This window comes from Thermoplasmata archaeon (assembly GCA_035532555.1).
Classification (GTDB): Archaea; Thermoplasmatota; Thermoplasmata; order Lutacidiplasmatales; family UBA184; genus Lutacidiplasma.
The window spans coordinates 50,703-69,431 of the sequence record DATKQS010000009.1 but is presented as its reverse complement, the minus strand read 5'-3'; the positions used below and the strand labels follow the sequence as shown (position 1 = coordinate 69,431).

The window sequence follows — 18,729 nt, the reverse complement described above, 5'->3', positions numbered from 1 at the left end:
TCTCGCGACATCCTTCGTCGGGGTCGAGACCCTTTTAGTCAGAACTTCATCGCGCGAGTGTGATCGGTCAGTTCCCCTGGGACCCGTTCCCGCATGGGATTCCGCTTCCCAAAGGCCCCGATCCCTTGCCCGCACTCGCCTACGAAGCCGCGGTGAAGGCGGCCGACGCCTACCACGGCGTGCGCGACGCCCTCCAGATCGAAGGGGACACGATGCGGGTTGGGAACCGGTTCGTTCCCCTCGGGTACTACCGGGACATCGCGTTCATCGCCTGTGGCTCGGCGGCTGGATCGATGGCGATCGCAGCGCTCGATTCCCTCCACGACCGCCTCACGATGGGTTTCACCGTCGGTCCCACCCCCATCCCTCCCGAAGTTCCGTTCCTGCACATCTCTCTCCCCCTCGGAAGCCCGGGCACGCCCCGCGCGGAGGAAGCGGCCCGTGGAGCGCTCGAGGTTGCCGAGAGCCTAGGCGAGCATCAGTTGCTCCTCCTGCTCCTCTCGCCCGGGACGATCGCGGCGCTCGCGCTCCCACCTCCGGGCATGTCCGGCGAGGAGTTCGGCCGATTTCTGACGAACGCGCACGAGCGGGGAGCGAGCGGGCGAGAGGTCGGTCTGCTGGCGCGGGTCCTCGCCCGCGGTCCCGTCGGAGGCCGCCTCGGGGCGGCGGTCCAGAAGGCCGACGTCGCAACGTTCATCGTCGATCACGGGGATGGGGCCACGCTGCTCGGAGGGGGACCGGCCCACCCCATCGCTCCGCGCGAACGCGAGGAGGCGCGCTCGGTACTCCGGCGTCTCGACCTGCAGAGGGCCCTGCCGTCGGCCACGATCGCGGAGCTCGCACCCGGAGGCGGCCCGGCGCAGTCCGGAGAGCCTCCGCGACATCGCCCCGTGCGCGTCGCGGGACCGAACGATGCGCTTCGCGCTGCCGGGGACGTCATCTTCGACAAGAAGTGGCGCAGCCGTCTCGCGATGCTCCAGATCGAGGGCCCTCCCGAGCTCGCCGCCGACCGGTTCCTAGAGCGATTCGAGGCCATCGTCGCGCGGGAGGCCGATCTCGAGCTCGATCACAGCCAGGGGATCGGCGCGTTCGCGATGACGACGCTCGGACTTCCCGAAGGGGCCGACGAGGGCCCGGCTCTCGCTCGCTTTCTCCACCGAGCGCAGGAGAGGATGCGGCGACCGGAGATGAGCATCGCTCTCCTGCGGACGGCCGGGACGATCGGGGACGAGGCGTATCCGCCCGGAGCCGTGATCGGACGGCCGACCGATCCACAGGCCAAGGTCCCCGTCGGCCGCGCACGAGCGATCCCCATGCAGTCCGGGGTCACGGACGTCGGCTGTCTCGCGATCGCGCTTCTCGGTAAGCCATCGACAGCCTAGAGCTCGGGATGACGGAAGCGACCTCGGCGGTCCCCCGCGACCCTCCGACCTCGTACGGCCGCCTATTCGCCGATCGGAGCTTCCTCGCGTTCTTCCTCTCCTACGTCTTCGGCGAGGCGGGATACGCCGTATACGCGGTCGCGATCCCGTGGCTCGCCTACACGACCACCCACCAGGTCACGGTCGTCGGAGCCGTCGTCGGCATCGAGTTCGGGGTCTACGCCCTCGCCTTCCTCGTCGGCCCGTACATCGATCGCGTCCACAATCTCCGGCTCGTGCTGATCGTCGGCTACCCGCTGCAGGCGGCTGGAGCGGCGGCTCTCGGGTTCGCCGCCGAAGCCGGGGTCCTGACGATCCCGCTCCTCCTCGGGCTTGTCGTGCTCATCTCGAGCGTCTGGGACTTCACCTGGACCGCCTCCAACGCCGTACCTCCCGAGCTCGTCGACGCCCCGACGCTCTTCCGTGCGAGCGGGGTCATGAACGCCGGAGCTGGCGGCGGCCAGATCGCGGGGTACGCGGCCGGGTCGGCCCTGCTCCTCCTCGTTGGCCCATCCTACGCTGCGTTCCTGTATGCCGCCCTCAACGTCGCGGCGGGGATCTCGGCGCTCGGTGTGGACGTCCCTCGCGTCGTCCGTGCGATCCGTTCGGTGGGGACCGAGTTCCGGGCCGGGTGGCGATACCTCTTCGGAGGGCCCCATCGCACGCTCCTCCAACTCTCGGTGTACTCCGCCTTCCAGTCGTTCTTCACGGCGGCGCCGGCGATTCTCTTGCCCGTCCTGGCGAGCGAGCGGTTCGCGGTGCCGGCCGCCGCCTACGGCGTGATGTTCACTGCCTTCGCGATCGGAGGTGGGCTCGGGGTCCTCGCGTTGGGGCAGACGAACCCTCGTCGGTGGCTCGGGATCGTGCTCGGGATCGGGCCGGTGGCCGAGGGCCTCTTGCTCGTCGGCGCGATCTATGCCGCGCCGCAGTTGCTCGCAAGCGCGTTCGGCTGGTTCGCCGTGGGCGCGGTCGACGGGATCTTCTTCGCCACCTGGCTTGTCTACCTTCAAGCGACGGCCCCGCGCGAGCTCGTCGCGCGGACCATCACCAATTCCTACGTCTTCCGCGGAAGCTCGCGTGCGGTAGGAGCGATCGTGATCGGGTTCCTGATCGCGGCGGTGCCCCTCGCGTGGGTCGGCGCGACGATCGGCGTGTTCATGGTCCTCGTCGGGGCCGCCGGGTTGCTGGCGCTGCCCGTGATCCGACGCTTGCGATTCTAGGTCGTCGGCCCGGGCTTCGGCGCAACGGCCGGCGCCTCTTCGAAGTGGCGCTTGAGGGCCATGTACTCCTCGAAGGAAATCTGGCGCCGGGCCCGCACGGCTCCGGCTTGCCGCAACGATTCGATATGGTACTCTCGCAAGAGATCGGGTACGTCCCGTGGCGTCGCGGGTCCCACGGGGGTCGCGGGGATCGCCGGGACCGCCGGACCCGCCGGTCGCGAGCGGGCGGCCGGAGCGGCCGCAGGTCTCGGAGGCGCCGTTGCGAGGTGCGCCTTCAGCAGCTCATACTCTCGAGGCGAGAGATCGCCCTCTCCACGCAAGAGCTCGAGGAGCTCCGGTTGTCGGGGGCGATACGTCTCGACAAGCTCGGCCAGATCGCGATCCTCGTGGGTTGCCGCGGCCGGGGAGCCTACGAGTTCGGAGAGCTCCTCTCGAAGATGGGCGAGCGCGGTCGCCAGGTCCTCGGGATCGGTGGTGGTCTCTTGCGGGCCGACCTCGAAGCGCACGCTGAGCCGCACGGTCCCATCGGCGGGGGGACCCAGCGGTTGCTCGACGGAGAGCTCGATCTCCCTCCGCTTGAGCGCCATCTCCTTCGGAGGGGAGCGCGCGGACAAAACGTACGCGCGGGAGAGGCCGGCCGGTGGACGGTGCCCATGGGTGCCGTTCGTCCACTCGATTACCTGAGGCCAGCTAATTCCATACGGTAACTATAAGAACGGTCCGGCGCTCGATATTCTAGTGACCTCCATGCAAGCCGATCGTTCCCGTCGAACCACGCGCTCCGAAGCTCCGGCCGACGCCTCCTGCGACTCCGCGGCGATGCGGGGGCGCAATCTGTGCCCGGTGCTGGCCTCGGTCGGAGTGATCGGGACCGAGTGGCGCCTCGCGATCATCCACCGCTTGCTCGAGGGACCTCAGCGGTTCAGCGAGATCCTCAAGTCCAACGCCCGCCTCAACGCGAAGACCCTCAGCGCGACCCTGAAGTATCTCGAGAACCAAGGCGTCGTGCAGCGCCATGTGATCAGCACGCGACCGTTCTCGGTGACGTACTCCCTGACGGAGATGGGAATGGGCTTGGCCCCGGTCGCTCGCGAACTGCGGGCCTGGGGGGAACGCTGGCTCGTGCCTCGTGCGACACCGGCGACCCGGCCGGGAACGAATCCACGTCGGACGCCCGCGATCCAGGGCGAGCTCCCGCGGATCGTGCTCGCCGACACCGAAGGCCACCGGACCCGATAGACGAAACGGTCTCTCGGGGAAGCGTTGCGCTCCCCCTTCGTTCCCGCTTGAAATACCCCGGAACCTCCTGGAGGTAGTGCAACCACCCCGAACGACCCCCTCAACATCGCTCCCAGGAGACGGCACCGCGTCTCGAGCGTGCGAGGGGGTCGTTCAAACCCTTGCGCGCGGGGTGCGCGTTCGTTTGTTTTGTTAATAAAACAGTGTATAAACGACCAGGCCGATGCTTCCTCCATGTCCGCTCCCGCGCCGGTCCGAGAAGCTCGCGGATTCTCCTCCGCGAAACGGGAGATCCTCCTCTACCTCAAGCGCACGCCGGACGCATCGCTCGCAGAGATCGCGCGCGCATCGGATATCTCGAAGGCCGCCGCGCTCGGCCACCTGCAGGAACTCGAGACCGAGCGCTGGATCGAGCGTAGCTACCGGCGCGGCTCGGTCGGACGACCGGCCGTCTGCTTTCGGCTCGCGGAAGGTTCCGACGGACTCTTCCCGCAGGGCTACGGAGAGATGTCGCGCTGCGCGCTCGCCTTCATCGAGCGACGGCTCGGCCGCCCGGCGGTCGTAGAGCTCCTGCAGGAGCGCGCGCGCGAGGTGGCCGACCTGAACCGCGCGCGCCTCGCGTCCGGAGATCTGCGGGCGCGCGTCTCCGAACTCGCTCGGATCCGCACCGAAGGCGGCTACATGGCCGAGCTCGGCGCGCGACGTCGGGATGCGATCGAGATGCGCGAGCACAACTGTCCGATCCTCACCGTCACGCAGGAGTATCCCGAAGCCTGCGACACCGAGCGCCGAATGTTCGAGTCGTTGCTGCACGCGCGCATCGAGGTCTCTCACCGGGTCGTTGCGGGCGATCCGGTCTGCCGCTTCTGGATCCGGGATGCATCGGCGGACCGATGACGAACGCGGCACGCAAGGTCGCCCTCGTGACCGGGGCGAGCCGCGGCCTCGGCGAGACCATCGCGCGGTTCCTTGCCGGAGAACGCTACGAACTGATCCTCACCGCCCGCGGACGAGAGGACCTCGAGCGAACGGCCGCCTCCGTCCGGGAGCTCGGGGTCGAGGTCGTCGCACTTCCGGGCGATGTCGCCGATCCGCTCCACCGTGCTCGCCTGCGTAACGTTGCGACCCAGCGCGGTCGCATCGATGTGCTGGTCAACAATGCGAGCGAGCTCGGGCCGTCCCCTCTGCCGCACCTAGCGGAGTACCCGCTGGACCAGCTCGAGCGGGTGTACTCGATCAATGTGGTCGCGCCCGTGGGGCTCGTCCAGGAACTTCTACCCCTTCTCGAATCTGCCCGAGGCTGGGTGATCAACATCTCCAGCGATGCCGCGCTCGGCGGCTACCCCGGCTGGGGCGGCTATGGGGCGAGCAAGGCCGCTCTCGATCTCGTCAGCCGAACCCTCGCGAACGAGCTACGCGAGCGCGGGATCGCGATCGTCAGTGTCGACCCAGGGGATATGCGAACGACGATGCACCAGGCCGCGTACGCCGGCCGGGACATCTCCGACCGGCCTCTCCCGGACGTCACCCTTCCGTTCTGGGCGTGGCTCCTGCATCAGGATCCCACCCAGGTGTCCGGACACCGCTTCCAAGCCCAGGCCGAACGCTGGGAGGTTGTGCGATGAACGTCTCGGAGATCACCTTCGATCGACCGAAGGATCTCGAGGCGACGCGACCGCCCGAGGAACGCGGCCTCGCTCGGGACGACGTGCGCCTGTTGCTGAGCCGGGGAGGAGCCGAGGAGCACTACCGGTTCCGCGACCTCCCCTCGTTGCTCGCCTCAGGAGACCTTCTGGTCATCAACGAAAGCGCGACCGTGCCGGCGGCGCTGCCGGCGGTGGCCGAGTTCGGCGAGTTCGTCGTTCACCTGAGCACCCGGTACGGCCCGCAGCTCTGGCTCGCCGAACCGCGCTGGTCGGCCTCCCGTCCGGGCCCCCTCCCATTACGCCCGGGCGCGAGGCTGAGGGTCGCGGGGGTCGAGACCCGCGTGGTCGCGCCGTTCCCCGGGATCCCACGACTGCTCTTCCTCACCTTCGACGAAGCTCTCGAGCCGACCATGCATGAGCAGGGTCGGCCGATCCGCTACGGCTACCTCGATCGGGACTATCCCCTGGAGCGGTACCAGACGGTGTTTGCGCGCTCTCCGGGAAGCGCTGAGATGCCGAGCGCCGGTCGACCGTTCTCCTTCTCCCTTCTGGCAGCCCTGCGCGAGCATGGTATCGAGCACGCTCCGATCGTGCTGCACACCGGGGTATCCAGCCTCGAGGTGGATGGACCGACCCTCGCGTCGGCCCCGTTGTACCCCGAACCGTTCGAGGTTCCTCCCGCGACCGCAACCGCCTTCGCGCGATGTCGGCAGCGAGGCGGCCGCGTCGTGGCGGTCGGCACCACCGTGGTTCGGGCCCTCGAATCCGCCTGGAACGGCGAGCGGATTGTAGCGGCGGCCGGCTTTACGCGACTCTTCGTCCACCCCGGCCGTCCACCTCGCGCGTTCGATGGGCTGCTCACGGGCTTCCACGATTCTCGATCGAGCCATCTTGCGCTCCTCTGCGCCGTCGCGGGCACCGCGGAGATGCATCGCGCCTACCGGGTCGCCATCGACTCCGGCTATCTCTGGCACGAGTTCGGGGACAGCCACCTCATTCTTCCCTACGCGCACTAGCCGGGAGTCGGACCATCGTTCACCGTTCTACAGGACCGCACGATCGACCCCTCCGGGCGCGTGCGCCACTTTGCTGCATGAACGGATCCCCTCCATCGAACGCAGGTCCCCGCTCCCTCCCCTTGGAAGCCGACTCCTCGCCGACGTGGATCGATCCGACGACCCCCGCTTCGCACCGGCCGCTCCGCAGGGCACCGCCTTGCCGACCCGCCCGTGCCTACCGTGGACCGCTCGCCTGACCGGACGTAACCGGAACGCGCGAATCGACCACTCGCATCCGGCTACGGCGAGCCTCGGCCCGGCCGGATCCACGGCGACCCTCCGTCGAGATTGCAGTTCCCACCGCGACGTCCGCCCGAGCGTCCGCGGAACCCCTCGTGCGCGCCGCCGGGCTTTGGAGAGACCATGAATCCCATAGGGATGCCCAGAGAACCACTTCCCACCGAACCCGTTCGAAGCCGAACACGACAAGACCGCCTTCGCGCGGAGCCTCCGGTCGCACGAGGATCGAGGTCCCCATGACCGTGGATCGGTCGGTCGTCACGCTCCGATGCACCGGGCCCCCAGAGATCCGCGCGCGACTCTACCAGAACCTCGCACGTGCGATCGTGACGGCTTCGGATCCCGCCGGGGCGGTCTTCGAACAGCGGATCGCGGGCGCTCCTCCGCAGATCACGATCCGTCCGAGCTCCCTCCGGTCGCTGGTGTACGGAACCGGCGCGGCCCGTGCGACCACACGGGAGTCGATCGCTCCCGCCCCGTTCGATCCGCCGCCGGACTGGTGCGAACGCTCCGGGGTGCTGCGGGTGTCGCCATCCCGTTCCAAGGCGGGAGATCGACCTCCGCCCGAAGTTCCCGCCGGGGCCGTCGTGTTGCAGCCCGCGGACGGAGCGTGGGCGGGAATCCAGACGTACTGGCTACGCGCTCCCGAAGGCGCCCTGTGGATCGCACGTCGCTTTCGCGTCGCGACTCCGGACCCCTCCACCCTCGAGCCGGCGTATCGGACCACGGGCCTCGCCCTCGCCCGGCAGTGGGCCGACGCCCTCGATCGCCCTTGCCACCCGCACGCGCTCTCTCGATTCCGCTCCCGGCGCGAATGGAGACGGCGAACCGTAGGTGCCCTCCCCCGTTCCGCGTGGACCCTATGCACGCCGTACCCGATCGCACCCAGCCCGGAGCTACCTCCACCGGCTCGTTGCGCGCGCTCCTTCCCCTGGGAACGAGGTCACCTCTGTGCCTTCGGGGCCTCCGGGGCGGGGAAGACCACCTTCTTGGCCGAGGTCGCCGCATCGGCGATCCGTCGAGGTCGCTCGGTGGTGGCACTCGACCTGCATGGGGACCTTTCGGTCGCGATCGTCTCCCGCCTCAGCCTCCCCGAGCGGGATCGGGTCGTTGCCGTCGACGTCGCCCAGCGTCCCGTGCCGGGGATCGACGTTCTCGCACGCGGTCCACGCGAAGGCGACGATCGATCTGCGGCCCACCTAGTGGCCGCCCTGAAGCGGCTCACGCCGGACGGAGAGGCGATGTACTGGGGGTTCCGCCTCGAGCGGATCTTCGACACGTTCGTTCGGCTCGCGCAGGAGCAATCGGGCTCGCTCGTCGACCTCGCCGACCTCTTGTCCAATCCGGACCGGAGGGAGGCCGCGCGACTGGCCACCCAACGGCCCGAACTTGCGGGCTTCCTCGAGGAGCTCGGTCCTCTGCTCAAGCGACAGCCGGACTTTCTCTGGTCGGCCGCGACCCGCCTCTCCAAGATCACGCTGGTGCCCGAATTGCGCGAGCTCCTCGCACCGTCGGACCATGCGGTGTCGATCCCCTCCGTCCTCGCCGACCGTCGTTCGTTGTTGGTTCGGCTCTCCTTCGCCCAACTCGGCCCCGAGGCCGCGGCCCTCGCCGGCACCCTCCTGCTCGCGAGAATCTATCTGGGGATCGCCGCCCGATCGCCGGGCGACGGCACGGGAGCCCCCGTGCTCCTGCTGTTGGACGAAGCCCAGGGGTTCTCGCCGCCGCTCCTGGCCGAGGTTCTCACCGAGGGTCGCAAGTTCGGCGTCCGCGCGATCGTCTCGACCCAGTTCCCCTCCCGGCTTGGTCGGGAGGCGCGTGAGGCCGCCACCGGTGCGGTCGGAGCGCACCTGAGCTTCCGGGTCCCGCGCTCGGGAGCGGTCGGCACCGCGCGCTGGCTCGGCCTATCGACACGCGACGCTCCGGAGCAGCTCGCGACACTTCCGATCGGGGAGGCCATCGCGATCGACTCCGGGACCGGTCGGGCCGGATCGACCTTGCTCGTCTCGAACCCGCCCGAGCCGGACCCGGCGGCCTGGTTGGAGACCGTCCGCCGGACTCAGCGGGCGTACGGCGTCGCCTTCGACACGACCGAGGCTACCCCTCAGGGCCCCGACCTGGCCAGCGAGCGATTGCTGCTCGCGGTCCTCGCGGCGTCGGAACAGGGCCGTCCGCTTCCACCCGAAGAGGCGGTCGGTCGCGCACTCGAGCTTCCCGGCAGTTCTCCCGACGCGGCCCGGCTCCTGGACCGCTGGACGCAGATCGAGCGGCGGAGGTGGATCGAGCGGACCGAGGAGGGCTGCCGGCTCACCCCCAGCGGCGAACGCATCCTCGGTCTCGGGGCCCCCACCGGAGCGGTCCGGGAGTCCGCGGAGCACCGCGCCCTCCTCCTCGCGGCGTTCCGTATCTTCGCACGCAAGGGTCACCGTCTGGAGATCGTCCGCCAGGGTCGTTTCGACACGACGCTGCCGGACGCGCGCCTTCGTCTCCTCGCGGATCCCCTCCAGCGTCGTCCCCCAAGCGAGCTCGCGGTGGCGATCGATCGCGCACGCACGGAATGGGCATGGCGATTCTTTCACGGAAAGAACGTTCACGTGGAGGCGGAAGTATCGGGTGCGCTCCGTCGGGAACGAATACGGCACGGTCTTCGCAAGGCGGCTCGCCACGACACCTTCGCGCTGTTCCTGGTCTCCGATGCCCTCAGGGCGCGGCGGGTGCGCGCGGTGCTTCGGGAGGAGGGGGTGGGGATCGACCGGGCTCAGGTGTGGACCCTGGCCGGTTGCGCGGTGAGATCGGGGGGCGACAATCGATAGATGGCTCCGCTCCATGGGAGCGGCGATGCGTGCGTTCGTCGCCATCGACCTTCCCTCGGCCGCCCCGATCACCTCGAGCGAGCGGGCGATCCCGCCATCGGATCACCTCACGTTGCGTTTTTTCGCGGACCTGCCCGCCGCATCGGTCCCTGCGGTCGTCGATGCCTTATCGGAGGTAGCCCGAGAGTCGGCGCCGTTCTCGATCACGATCGAAGGGATCGGAGCATTCCCCTCCCCGCGTGACCCGAAGGTAGTGTGGCGCGGGATCACGGATGGTCGGGAGGCCCTCATCGACCTCGTCGCCAATCTCGATCGTCGCCTCTCTCGGGTTGGGTTCCCCTCGGAGGACCGTCCGTTCGTCCCGCACCTCACCTGGTTCAGGGTCCGCTCGGATGTCGAACGCGCAATCGCCCGTGAGGTGTTGGCCGGCGGTGGGGGACCGGGCCCGCTCTCCGTTTTCGTCCGTGCGATCGCACTCAAGGAAAGCACGCTCACTCGAGACGGGCCCATCCACCGCACGATCGCGAGCGTGGAGTTGGGAAGCCACTCCGAACTCGCCTGAGGCCGGTCCCCCGCGCGGTCCTCACGTTTCATCGTCCGCGCTGTAGCTCCGGGAGATGGACCCCATCGTCCTCCCACGCGGCATGCTGCCGCTCCTGGGAGGTGCTCTGATCGGAGGGGGCGCCGTGGCCGCGACCGGACTTCTCTGGCGCGCACGACCCCACCGGGGCCAGCACGCCCGCGAACTCGAGCGTCTGGTCTGGGGCCGTCAGTCCGTCCGCGATGCCCTCGCGCGATACGGCCCGCTCGACTTCGCGGCCTTGCGCGATCGTCTTCGACCTTCGCCGGGGCCGGAACGGCTCGCGGATTGGTTGGGATCGATGGTCGCCGACGGCAGCCTGCACGCGACGCTGGATCGGGAAGGACGGGCCGTGTTCATCGAGAGCACGGAGCCGCTACCGCGGGTAACGATCGACACCGCGCGAGCTCGACGGCGGGTCGATCGTCGCGCGGAGCTGTACCTCGAGGAGCCCCCGGGCGCGGGGAGTGGAGAAGGGCTCTAGCTCGGATCTCGGCCGACTAAGTCGTAGTACCGGTACGCCGACTCGCCGGCACCGAAACAGTAGCGGATGGTCGTGAACGGGGATTTGAGCGCGGTCGCCGCCTCTCGGACGTCCTCCGTCGACTGGCCCTGGTGGAGCAGCATCTCGAACAGTTCGGCCACACGGACCATCTCCTTCTCGGTCATTCCCACGCGCGTGAGCTCGGGCGTTCCGAGGCGGATCCCCTGTGGATGCTTCGGGCTCGCGTCGCCCGGAAGCAGATTCTTGTTCGTGATGATGCCGGCGTCCGCGAGCCGATGCGCGACCGTCTCCCCTCCGCCTTCGCGCGCGACCCGGACCGCGATCGTGTGGGAGCGCGTGAACCCGAGCTTCGGAGCGAGGACCTCGAAGCCCCGCTCGTAGAGCGCCTGCGCGAGCGCCTGGGCGTTGGCGATCGTCTGCCGCGCGTAGTCGCGGCCGAACTCGATGTGCTCGGCGAGGCTGACCGCGAGGGCCGCCATGGTATGGAGGTGGTGGTTGCTCGTGACGCCGGGGAACGCGGCGGATTGCAGGCGCCGGACCGTCTCCTCATCGGGGGTCTCCCCAAGGAGTATCCCGTGCTGGGGGCCGGGGAGCGTCTTGTGGGTCGAGGCGGAGATGACCGTGGCCCCCTCGCGGAGCGGGTCTTGGAACTGCCCACCGGCGATCAGGCCGAGTACGTGGGCCGCGTCGTACCAGCCCTTCGCGCCGATCTCCTCGAGCGTGCTCCGAAGCTCCTCGATCGGCTGCGGGAACAGGAACACCGAGAGTCCGAACAGACAGAGCTTCGGCCGAACCGCCTTGAGGATCTCGCGCGTCTTCGCGACGTCGATCGTCATGCGCTCTTCATCCCAGGCGTAGTAGACCGGTTTGACCCCCCGGAGCCCGAACGCGCCGAACGACGCGCTCGAGATGTGCGCCCCGTTCGCGAGCCGGTTCGTTCCGACCAGATCGCCCGGCTCGGCGAGTGCCTTCAGAACCGCGAGGTTCGCGACCGTGCCCGAGATGGGGCGGACGTCCGCGAACGAGCACCGGAAGAGGCGGCGCGCGAGGTCGAGGCAGACGTTCTCGACCCGGTCGACGTCCTCGTTCCCCTCGTAGTACCGCTCACCGGGCAGTCCTTCCGCGTACCGGGAGTGAAAGTCGCTGATCAGGAGCTCCTTCGCATACGGTGACAACAGGTTCTCGCTCGCGATGAGCGGAATCGCCGCCTCGAAGCGGGCGGAGTGATGGCGGACGGTCTGCCGGATCTGTTGCACGACCCCGGCCATCTCTCCCGGAGCCGGCGCGGTAGTCCCCCCCACCCCTCCTTTTCCACTGGAACCGGTCATGGCCTTCGCTGCTCCACGCGGGGCGCACGGGCCCCACGTTCCGCTTCCGTTACGCCCCCACCCATATATTCGCCAACCCCGTGGACCCGGGCGGATGACGGCCCCGATCGTTCCCGAGCCCACCGTACCCTGGCCTACTCAACGACGATTCTACATCGAGTACCGATACCTCGACGTTCTCGAGCACCTCAATCACGCCACGTACTTCGGTTTCATGGAGACGCTGCGTTGCGAGTACTATCTGCCGCTCCTCTCGAACTCTCCTCCTCCTCACTTCCATCCCTCTCAACTCGACATCATCATCGCAGAAGCCTCCTGCAGATACTTCGCACCGGTCCTCTACGGAGAGGAGATCCTCGGAGAGGTCACGGTCGCTCGACCGCTCGGGCGAACGAGCTTCGTTCTTCTGTACCGGTTCTCCCGGAAGGGAGGGAAGGAGGTCGTCGCCCGAGGTCGTTCGGTCGTCGTCTGTTACGACTACGCCAAAGGGGAGAAGAAAGCGATCCCCGAGGATCGCCGGCGCGCGATGGAACGCCACGCGGTCGACCCCGCTAGCGAAGGCTGGTAGGCCCCCGCTCTGCGGGACCAGCCGGGAATCTCCACTGGAAAGAGGGGGGTGGGGGTGCTGCACTTCGCGCGAGGGTGGGCGTGCTAGGCCGATAGGATAGCCGCCCGGAGAAGGTGTGCGTTGATCTTGCGCGCTCCTCAGCCCCGTCGCCCCACCAGCGTCGACGGGTCACGGTAAGGCTGCTCCCGTCAGGACCTGACCCGGTGCCCGTGATGGATAACCGCTAGATCGCTCCTCCGAGCGTTCATCGCAGTGCCCGCGGCCCAGTGGAACAGAGCGTCGACGAAGCAACGCAAGACGTACTCCTCCCCCGAACGTCGCTCCTACCTGTCACCCCCGCTAAGGACGGTTTCGGTGTACAAGGGGACGCCCAACCCCCCGGTCAAGCCTAGCGGGGAACCAACCTCGTCACCGTATTTAGCATGGGTCCCGGGGAGGAGGGAACCGCCGGCCCGCACCTGCCCGCCGAGCGCGGTCGAAACGACAGGTAAATAGCGTGGCCTCCCTCGCGCGGGTCGTGGATACCGAGGAGCGGGTCGAGCGCATCGGTCGGCGGACCCAGGAAGTGCTCACCACGGAGGAGCTACGCGCCCTCGTCGCCACGAACGACCGGCCGCGGGCGTACATCGGCTTCGAGCCGTCGGGAATGCTGACGGTCGCCCACTTCATCACCACGCGCAAGATCCGCGATCTGCAGGAGGCGGGGTGCGACGTGACCGTCTTCCTCGCCGACTGGCACGCCTGGATCAACGACAAGCTCGGGGGCGATCTCGAGCGGATCCGGGCCTCGGGTCGCTACATGCAGGCCGGCTTTACCGCTCTCGGGGTCGACCCGGACCGCGCCCGCTTCCGATGGGCGAGCGAACTGACGGACCGCGCCGACTACTGGGCCCGGGTCGTTCGGGTCGCGAAATCGACCACCCTCGCCCGAACGAAGCGAGCGATGTCGATCATGGGCCGCAACGAGGAGGAGGCGACGCTGGACACCTCCAAGCTGTTCTATCCTGCCATGCAGGTCGCCGACATCTTCGAACTTCCCGTCGACATCGCCTACGGTGGGATGGACCAGCGACGGGCCCACGTGCTGGCGCGCGAGGTCGCACACCAGCGCGGGTGGCCCACTCCGGTGGGCATCCACACGCCGCTCCTTTCCTCGCTGAAGGGCGGGGGTCGGATGGATCCTTCTAGCGGCGCGTTCGAGGGCAAGATGTCGAAATCGGATCCGGCCACCGCGATCACCCTGCCGGCTCCCTCCGAGGAGATCGCCGCGCGTATCGCCGGGGCGTTCTGCCCCGCGAAGCAGGTCGCAGGGAATCCGGTCGTGGAGCTGGTGGAGTACGTGATCCTCCCATGGCTCGGGTCGATCGAGATCCCTCGGGCCGCGAAGTACGGCGGACCCCTCACGTTCCAGGATTCGGCCGGCTTCCGGGCCGAGTGGGAGTCCGGGAAGCTTCACCCCCAGGACCTGAAGTCGGGGGTGGTGGTCGGGCTCGACCAGTTGATCGAACCGGTCCGCCGCTACTTCACCGACCACCCCGAGGTCTCCCCGACCTCGTTCCTCGGCCTTCCCTAGTTAGATAGCGTAGGAGCCCCATGGGGGGCTGGGGTCTGCGAAAGGCCTCGCCCATGCCCGAAGGGACCGCGCCCGGGGGATTCGAAGCGTTCGGTCGCGGCGGGCCGGTCGGGCTCGTCCTCGTCCACGAGATCTTCGGCTACACTCCCATCATCCGGGGGGTCGCGGCATCCCTCGCCCACGAGGGATTCCCCACCGTGGCGGTGGATCTCTACGGCGGCCGAACGGCCCAGAGCCTGGAAGGAGCGCTCGCGATGCAGGGCGCGCTCACGGAGGCCCACGTGCTCGCGATGCTCGACCGGGCGAGGGCGGAGGTCGCCGCACGGCTCGATCCGGGGGCGCGAGTCGGCGTGATCGGCTTCAGCATGGGTGGTGGGTACGCGCTCCTCGGGGCCTGTCGGCTCCCGTTCGATTTCTGCGTCGACTCCTACGGCCGCATCGAACACCCGCAGGAGGTCAACGGACTCCGGGGGCCGCTCCTCCTGATCCTGGCCTCGGACGACGAGAAGGTCACGGGCTGGGCCTTCTCCGCGCTCCTGCCCGCTCTCAACCATGCCAAGCGACGGGTCGACGTGCAGGTGTACCCCCAGGTTCGTCACGCGTTCCAACGCCCGGGTTGGGAAGGGCACGAGGATCGGGCCGCGAACGACGCCTGGAAGCGCACCCTCGAATTCCTCGCCCGGGTACGCTCCGAAACCGGCTACCTGCCCTCAGCGGAGGCGGCGGCGTCCGCTCCCTCGCCAGCCTTAAGTAGCGGTCCCCCTACGCGCTCCCACCCGTGAGCCGAGGATTCCCTTCGGGGGTTCCGCTGACGCGAGGTACAACATGGCGCGACCAATCTACGTACGGTTCGAGACCCCGAGCGACGTTGCCGACAAGGCCCTCCAGCTCGTGCAAGTGGCGAGCGAGACCGGGAAGATCCGGGTGGGGACCAACGAGGTCACCAAATCGAGCGAGCGGGGCGAGGCCAAGCTCGTGGTGATGGCGGAGGACGTCGACCCCGTCGAGATCCTGGTCCACGTCCCGATGCTCTGCGAGGAGAAGCGGATTCCGTACGTGTATGTCAACAAGAAGCAGCGGCTCGGCCAGTCGGCCGGCCTCACGAAGTCCGCCGCCTCCATCGCGATCGTCGAACCCGGCGACGCGAAGGCCCTGCTCGAAGAACTCATCAACGCGTTCCCGACGTTGAAGAAGTAACGAACTCGGAACGAGCGAGGTCCAGGCGATGGCAGATGACAAGGGAAGCGCGGCGGAAGTCGTCGAGCTGATCGGCCGCACCGGCATGGCCGGCGAGGCCACCCAGGTCAAGGTCCGCGTGCTCGCCGGCCGCGACCGCGGCAAGATTATCACGCGCAACGTCGCCGGCCCGATCCGGCTCGGGGACGTGCTGTTGCTGCGGGAGACCGCGCGCGAAGCGCGAAAGCTCTCGATCCGCTAAGGAAACTGGAGGGGATCCGATGGTCGTCAAGCGCCAGTGTTCGTTTTGCGCGGACGAGATCGAGCCCGGCACGGGCATGATGTTCGTCAAGCGGGACGGCACCGTCTACAACTTCTGCTCCGGTTCCTGCCGTAAGCAGCAGCTCCATCTCGGCCGGGTCGGCCACCGCCGCAAGTGGACCCGCGCCCACGCTCAGAAGAAGGCGACCGAACAGACGGGAGGCCGGGCCGCGCAGAACCGGGCGGCGGCGGCCAAGGCTGCCCAGAAGCCCGAGCCGACAGCGCCGGCACCCGGGGCACCGGCCCCGGAGCTTGCGGAGCCCGCGCCCGAACCCGCTGCGCCCGAGACCCCTGCACCGGCGACCCCGGCCCCCGAGACGAAGCCGAAGACACGACGGCGACCGAAGGCCGAAGCCGCGGATGCGGATTCCGCCTCGCCGTAGACGACCGGCTCTGCGAATCTAGGTGCGCAATCGATCGGACGAAGGTCCAACCCCGCTCACGGGGCTTCGGCGAAGGTCACCCGGGAGCGAGGAACGTCGTAGGTAACATCGTACCGTCTCAGGAAGGCGTCACCGAGGAGACCATCGTACATGATCTCCTGGAACATCACGTCGAGGTCGCGTTGCGAGATGCTCGGCGCATCCCAGAGGCTTACGGGATCGGGGATCCGAGCGAAGCGTCGGGTATACGCATAGCCCGTCTCGTCCGTTCCTTGCACCGTCCGCACGCCTTCCGCATCGGCGCGTAGGCCGAGGTCCGCGAGGAACCTCGCGTTCAGGATGAGGGAGTCCGATCCACTATCGATCTCCACGCTCGCGCGGCGACCGTTCGGCAACCGCAGGTCCGTGAACGCGCTGACCGAGGGGCCGTCGCGGTCGATCCGGATCGGGACTTCGAAGGAGGCGGCGGTTCCCGGGCCGGCCGGTGTTCGCTGAGGAAGATAGATGGTTCGGCCCGGCCCGCCGATCGTGAAGGCGGTGCTCTCGAAGAACTGCAAGGAGAGAAACCCATCCACCCCGAACTGCGCGGATAACCCCGCGAGGTCGAGGATCCCTGCCGGGACATGGTCCCGGTGGTGGGGGCCCATCGAAAGTCGGGGGATCGTGACGAGCGGAACGGAGACCGCCTGCCCGGACATCCGCTGGCCCGTATGGATCGCACCGGTCCGACGTGCCCCGATGCGAGTCGCGAGCGCGCTCGAGATGAGGTTGAGGCCGATCCCGGTATCGAGGACGAATCGCGTCTCGATCGACGGGCCCAGCTGAACGGGCACTGCGGCGAGGTGCCCGGCCACTCGCTCGAAGCGCACGATCTCCTCCATCGATCTCCCGGAGTCTGGCCCCCGAGCTCAACCGGTCGATATGAAATCGACCTGGGAACGCCGCCTTCAGCGATGCTCGCGCGCGCAGGCGCGTTCCCGTGGAGCAGAAGAGGTAAGTCCCGCGCCGGACCGTTCGCCTCGTGGATCCCGAGATCCCGTGGGCCTCCGCGAGCGATCTGGCGGAGTACACCTACTGCCCGAGAGCGTACTGGTACCGGGAGCACCCTCCACCGGGCGAGATCCCCCGAAGCGCAAGCCATCGGGCGGAGGCCGGCCGACGCTACCACGTGCGCGAACTTCGCTCCGAGGAGACACGGGACTCGCACGCGGGAACCTACCTCGCCCTCGCGGGCCTCGGTCTCCTCCTTCTCGTGATCGTGGGGATTTGGGCATGGTCGCTTCGCTGACGATCACCCTCCTTCTCGGGCTCGCCGTGGTCGGGGTGACGGCGCTCGTAGCCAGCGTCCGTTCGCTCCATCGACGCGCCCGGGATCGGGTCCACGGGGAGTTGATCGCGGTGGATGACGGACGGCGAAGGAACGCCCCGTTGATCTCGCATCGCTACCGCCTCGTCGGGCGTCCGGATTCCTTGCGCCGGACCCGGGACGGTCGGATCGTACCGATCGAGATCAAGAGCCGCACAAGCCCGCCGAACGGTCCGCCGCTCTCTCACGTCGTCCAGGTCTGGGCGTACTGCCTCCTGGTCGAGGAGACGACCGACGTGCCCGTGCCGTACGGGGTGCTCCGATACTCCGACGGAGGAGAGTTCCGGATCGATTGGGGAGAGGACCAACGGCAGCGGCTCCTCGCGCTGCGACGCGAGGTCGCGCTCCCGTACGACGGTCGAGCGCGCCCATCGCCCCGCCGTTGTGCCGGGTGCCGTTACCGGTACGGGTGCGACGTGCGCGCCGCGTGACTCCGGGGACGGGCTTCGGTGCGGTGGCACCAGTACACCTCGGTACGGTACGGGATGTCGATCAGCCGCCGGCCTCGGGTCATGGGATCGGAAGCGAGGAGTTCGCGGATGCGGCGGGCGACCTTGCGTTGCTCGGCGACCGGCTGGACCGCGATCATGCTCACGGAGAGGGCACGCGCGACGACCCCGGGGATGTGGACCCATTGAATATGGTGGAAGGTCCGATGGTGCAACGGTCCGAACGGGATCCCACCCCGCTCGAAGGCCGGACGCCAGCGCCGTTGTCGGGTGCGGGGAACGCCCCAGTTGTAATCTTCTAGGATCTGCGTGAACTCCCGCATCCACGGCACGCGCTCATCGCGCATGTTCCAGACCAGACCGAGGCCGCCTCCGGGCCGCAGAACCCGCGCGATCTCGCGGAGTGCGACGCGGGCCCGGAACCAGTGGAACGCCTGGGCGACGAGGACCGCGTCGGCGAAGCCGTCCGGGACCGGGATTGCCTCGGCGGTGCCGTCCAACACGGGCAGGTCCGGGATACGGCGGGCGAACTCCTCCCGCATTCCGCGCGTAGGTTCCACCGGGACGAGCGCGGCCCGGAGGGGCCGCAAGGCGCGAGTGAACTTCCCGGTCCCGCTCCCGAGCTCGACGATCGTCTGTCCCGGCCCAAGGTGGAGGACGCGGGCGAGGAGTTCGATCACCTCGGCAGGATAGTCCGGACGCCCTCGCTCGTACGTGGGTGCGGAACGATCGAAGCCGCGGACCGCGCGGTGGGTGCGTCGATCGGGGATCCTGCCGTCCACCATGCCGGCCCGCACCGGGAGCATGCCGCGCAATAACGGCGTCGTCCGCGGCAACCTTTTC

General features: G+C 68.6%; 21 protein-coding genes and 1 other RNA gene. 17 read left to right on the top strand and 5 right to left on the bottom strand.

The window, feature by feature from the left end; genetic code table 11:
• Positions 1-59: 59 nt before the first annotated feature.
• Together VMV28_02225 and VMV28_02220 are read left to right on the top strand one after the other, a co-directional pair.
• The gene (locus VMV28_02225; protein HUZ79426.1) at positions 60-1,382 is read left to right on the top strand and encodes a DUF4147 domain-containing protein; all 1,323 of its coding nucleotides are present in this window, start codon (positions 60-62) and stop codon (positions 1,380-1,382) included.
• Positions 1,383-1,390: 8 nt separating this feature from the next.
• Complete coding sequence (locus VMV28_02220) at positions 1,391-2,641, top strand: MFS transporter (GenBank protein HUZ79425.1); 1,251 nt, start codon at positions 1,391-1,393, stop codon at positions 2,639-2,641.
• Here VMV28_02220 and VMV28_02215 read toward each other — a convergent pair.
• Positions 2,638-3,228, bottom strand: coding sequence for a hypothetical protein (locus tag VMV28_02215; protein ID HUZ79424.1), 591 nt, complete (start codon positions 3,226-3,228; stop codon positions 2,638-2,640). The two genes, VMV28_02220 and VMV28_02215, sit on opposite strands and share 4 nt — an antisense overlap.
• 160 nt (positions 3,229-3,388) lie before the next feature.
• On the opposite strand from VMV28_02215, the gene VMV28_02210 reads away from it, so the two are divergent.
• From VMV28_02210 to VMV28_02180, 7 genes are all read left to right on the top strand, one after another.
• A complete protein-coding gene (locus VMV28_02210) occupies positions 3,389-3,880 on the top strand; it encodes a helix-turn-helix domain-containing protein (protein ID HUZ79423.1) in 492 nt (163 codons plus the stop codon).
• Between the two features lie 234 nt (positions 3,881-4,114).
• Entirely contained in the window at positions 4,115-4,777 is a 663-nt protein-coding gene (locus VMV28_02205; protein HUZ79422.1) for a winged helix-turn-helix transcriptional regulator, read from the top strand.
• A complete protein-coding gene (locus VMV28_02200; protein ID HUZ79421.1) occupies positions 4,774-5,505 on the top strand; it encodes an SDR family NAD(P)-dependent oxidoreductase in 732 nt (243 codons plus the stop codon). Before VMV28_02205 ends, VMV28_02200 begins: the two co-directional genes overlap by 4 nt.
• Positions 5,502-6,542: an S-adenosylmethionine:tRNA ribosyltransferase-isomerase gene (locus VMV28_02195; GenBank protein ID HUZ79420.1), complete on the top strand. Its 1,041-nt coding sequence runs from the start codon at positions 5,502-5,504 to the stop codon at positions 6,540-6,542. The genes VMV28_02200 and VMV28_02195 overlap by 4 nt, the downstream gene beginning before the upstream one ends.
• Before the next feature lie 518 nt (positions 6,543-7,060).
• Positions 7,061-9,637, top strand: a complete 2,577-nt coding sequence (locus tag VMV28_02190; protein ID HUZ79419.1) for a hypothetical protein — start codon at positions 7,061-7,063, stop codon at positions 9,635-9,637.
• A 13-nt stretch (positions 9,638-9,650) separates the two neighbouring features.
• A complete protein-coding gene (thpR, locus tag VMV28_02185; GenBank protein HUZ79418.1) occupies positions 9,651-10,199 on the top strand; it encodes an RNA 2',3'-cyclic phosphodiesterase in 549 nt (182 codons plus the stop codon).
• A gap of 55 nt (positions 10,200-10,254) precedes the next feature.
• Entirely contained in the window at positions 10,255-10,701 is a 447-nt protein-coding gene (locus VMV28_02180; protein HUZ79417.1) for a hypothetical protein, read from the top strand.
• On the opposite strand, the gene VMV28_02175 is transcribed toward VMV28_02180, so the two are convergent.
• Positions 10,698-12,050 (bottom strand): serine hydroxymethyltransferase, encoded by a 1,353-nt coding sequence (locus tag VMV28_02175; protein ID HUZ79416.1) that lies wholly within the window; start codon positions 12,048-12,050, stop codon positions 10,698-10,700. The two genes, VMV28_02180 and VMV28_02175, sit on opposite strands and share 4 nt — an antisense overlap.
• Before the next feature lie 94 nt (positions 12,051-12,144).
• Between VMV28_02175 and VMV28_02170 the strand changes: the two genes are divergently transcribed.
• Positions 12,145-12,618 carry an acyl-CoA thioesterase gene (locus tag VMV28_02170; GenBank protein HUZ79415.1) on the top strand — a complete coding sequence of 158 codons (474 nt, stop codon included), beginning with the start codon at positions 12,145-12,147 and terminating at the stop codon, positions 12,616-12,618.
• A gap of 81 nt (positions 12,619-12,699) precedes the next feature.
• Here VMV28_02170 and ffs read toward each other — a convergent pair.
• Positions 12,700-13,012: signal recognition particle sRNA (gene ffs / locus VMV28_02165), an RNA gene on the bottom strand.
• Positions 13,013-13,135: 123 nt separating this feature from the next.
• On the opposite strand from ffs, the gene VMV28_02160 reads away from it, so the two are divergent.
• From VMV28_02160 to VMV28_02140, 5 genes are read left to right on the top strand one after another with little or no spacing between them, the layout of a single operon-like run.
• Positions 13,136-14,191 (top strand): tyrosine--tRNA ligase, encoded by a 1,056-nt coding sequence (locus VMV28_02160; protein HUZ79414.1) that lies wholly within the window; start codon positions 13,136-13,138, stop codon positions 14,189-14,191.
• A 20-nt stretch (positions 14,192-14,211) separates the two neighbouring features.
• The gene (locus VMV28_02155) at positions 14,212-14,973 is read left to right on the top strand and encodes a dienelactone hydrolase family protein (protein HUZ79413.1); all 762 of its coding nucleotides are present in this window, start codon (positions 14,212-14,214) and stop codon (positions 14,971-14,973) included.
• A 43-nt stretch (positions 14,974-15,016) separates the two neighbouring features.
• Positions 15,017-15,388 carry a 50S ribosomal protein L7Ae gene (gene rpl7ae / locus VMV28_02150; GenBank protein HUZ79412.1) on the top strand — a complete coding sequence of 124 codons (372 nt, stop codon included), beginning with the start codon at positions 15,017-15,019 and terminating at the stop codon, positions 15,386-15,388.
• A 28-nt stretch (positions 15,389-15,416) separates the two neighbouring features.
• On the top strand, positions 15,417-15,629 hold the full coding sequence (locus tag VMV28_02145; protein ID HUZ79411.1) for a 30S ribosomal protein S28e: 213 nt from the start codon (positions 15,417-15,419) through the stop codon (positions 15,627-15,629).
• 19 nt (positions 15,630-15,648) lie between these two features.
• A complete protein-coding gene (locus VMV28_02140; GenBank protein HUZ79410.1) occupies positions 15,649-16,071 on the top strand; it encodes a 50S ribosomal protein L24e in 423 nt (140 codons plus the stop codon).
• Between the two features lie 56 nt (positions 16,072-16,127).
• On the opposite strand, the gene VMV28_02135 is transcribed toward VMV28_02140, so the two are convergent.
• On the bottom strand, positions 16,128-16,952 hold the full coding sequence (locus tag VMV28_02135) for an aspartyl protease family protein (protein HUZ79409.1): 825 nt from the start codon (positions 16,950-16,952) through the stop codon (positions 16,128-16,130).
• Positions 16,953-17,092: 140 nt separating this feature from the next.
• On the opposite strand from VMV28_02135, the gene VMV28_02130 reads away from it, so the two are divergent.
• Both VMV28_02130 and VMV28_02125 read left to right on the top strand, forming a co-directional pair.
• Positions 17,093-17,359: a hypothetical protein gene (locus tag VMV28_02130; protein ID HUZ79408.1), complete on the top strand. Its 267-nt coding sequence runs from the start codon at positions 17,093-17,095 to the stop codon at positions 17,357-17,359.
• Positions 17,344-17,868, top strand: a complete 525-nt coding sequence (locus VMV28_02125) for a PD-(D/E)XK nuclease family protein (protein HUZ79407.1) — start codon at positions 17,344-17,346, stop codon at positions 17,866-17,868. The genes VMV28_02130 and VMV28_02125 overlap by 16 nt, the downstream gene beginning before the upstream one ends.
• Here VMV28_02125 and VMV28_02120 read toward each other — a convergent pair.
• Entirely contained in the window at positions 17,835-18,671 is an 837-nt protein-coding gene (locus tag VMV28_02120; protein ID HUZ79406.1) for a class I SAM-dependent methyltransferase, read from the bottom strand. The two genes, VMV28_02125 and VMV28_02120, sit on opposite strands and share 34 nt — an antisense overlap.
• Positions 18,672-18,729 lie beyond the last annotated feature (58 nt).

Excerpts from the sequence above, each read along its gene's own strand:
- VMV28_02220 (HUZ79425.1), top strand. The coding sequence starts at position 1,391 with ATGACGGAAGCGACCTCGGCGGTCCCCCGCGACCCTCCGACCTCGTAC.
- VMV28_02215 (HUZ79424.1), bottom strand. The coding sequence starts at position 3,228 with ATGGCGCTCAAGCGGAGGGAGATCGAGCTCTCCGTCGAGCAACCGCTG.
- VMV28_02210 (HUZ79423.1), top strand. The coding sequence starts at position 3,389 with ATGCAAGCCGATCGTTCCCGTCGAACCACGCGCTCCGAAGCTCCGGCC.
- VMV28_02205 (HUZ79422.1), top strand. The coding sequence starts at position 4,115 with ATGTCCGCTCCCGCGCCGGTCCGAGAAGCTCGCGGATTCTCCTCCGCG.
- VMV28_02200 (HUZ79421.1), top strand. The coding sequence starts at position 4,774 with ATGACGAACGCGGCACGCAAGGTCGCCCTCGTGACCGGGGCGAGCCGC.
- VMV28_02195 (HUZ79420.1), top strand. The coding sequence starts at position 5,502 with ATGAACGTCTCGGAGATCACCTTCGATCGACCGAAGGATCTCGAGGCG.
- VMV28_02190 (HUZ79419.1), top strand. The coding sequence starts at position 7,061 with ATGACCGTGGATCGGTCGGTCGTCACGCTCCGATGCACCGGGCCCCCA.
- thpR (HUZ79418.1), top strand. The coding sequence starts at position 9,651 with ATGGGAGCGGCGATGCGTGCGTTCGTCGCCATCGACCTTCCCTCGGCC.
- VMV28_02180 (HUZ79417.1), top strand. The coding sequence starts at position 10,255 with ATGGACCCCATCGTCCTCCCACGCGGCATGCTGCCGCTCCTGGGAGGT.
- VMV28_02175 (HUZ79416.1), bottom strand. The coding sequence starts at position 12,050 with ATGACCGGTTCCAGTGGAAAAGGAGGGGTGGGGGGGACTACCGCGCCG.
- VMV28_02170 (HUZ79415.1), top strand. The coding sequence starts at position 12,145 with ATGACGGCCCCGATCGTTCCCGAGCCCACCGTACCCTGGCCTACTCAA.
- VMV28_02155 (HUZ79413.1), top strand. The coding sequence starts at position 14,212 with ATGGGGGGCTGGGGTCTGCGAAAGGCCTCGCCCATGCCCGAAGGGACC.
- rpl7ae (HUZ79412.1), top strand. The coding sequence starts at position 15,017 with ATGGCGCGACCAATCTACGTACGGTTCGAGACCCCGAGCGACGTTGCC.
- VMV28_02145 (HUZ79411.1), top strand. The coding sequence starts at position 15,417 with ATGGCAGATGACAAGGGAAGCGCGGCGGAAGTCGTCGAGCTGATCGGC.
- VMV28_02140 (HUZ79410.1), top strand. The coding sequence starts at position 15,649 with ATGGTCGTCAAGCGCCAGTGTTCGTTTTGCGCGGACGAGATCGAGCCC.
- VMV28_02135 (HUZ79409.1), bottom strand. The coding sequence starts at position 16,952 with ATGGAGGAGATCGTGCGCTTCGAGCGAGTGGCCGGGCACCTCGCCGCA.
- VMV28_02125 (HUZ79407.1), top strand. The coding sequence starts at position 17,344 with ATGGTCGCTTCGCTGACGATCACCCTCCTTCTCGGGCTCGCCGTGGTC.
- VMV28_02120 (HUZ79406.1), bottom strand. The coding sequence starts at position 18,671 with ATGGTGGACGGCAGGATCCCCGATCGACGCACCCACCGCGCGGTCCGC.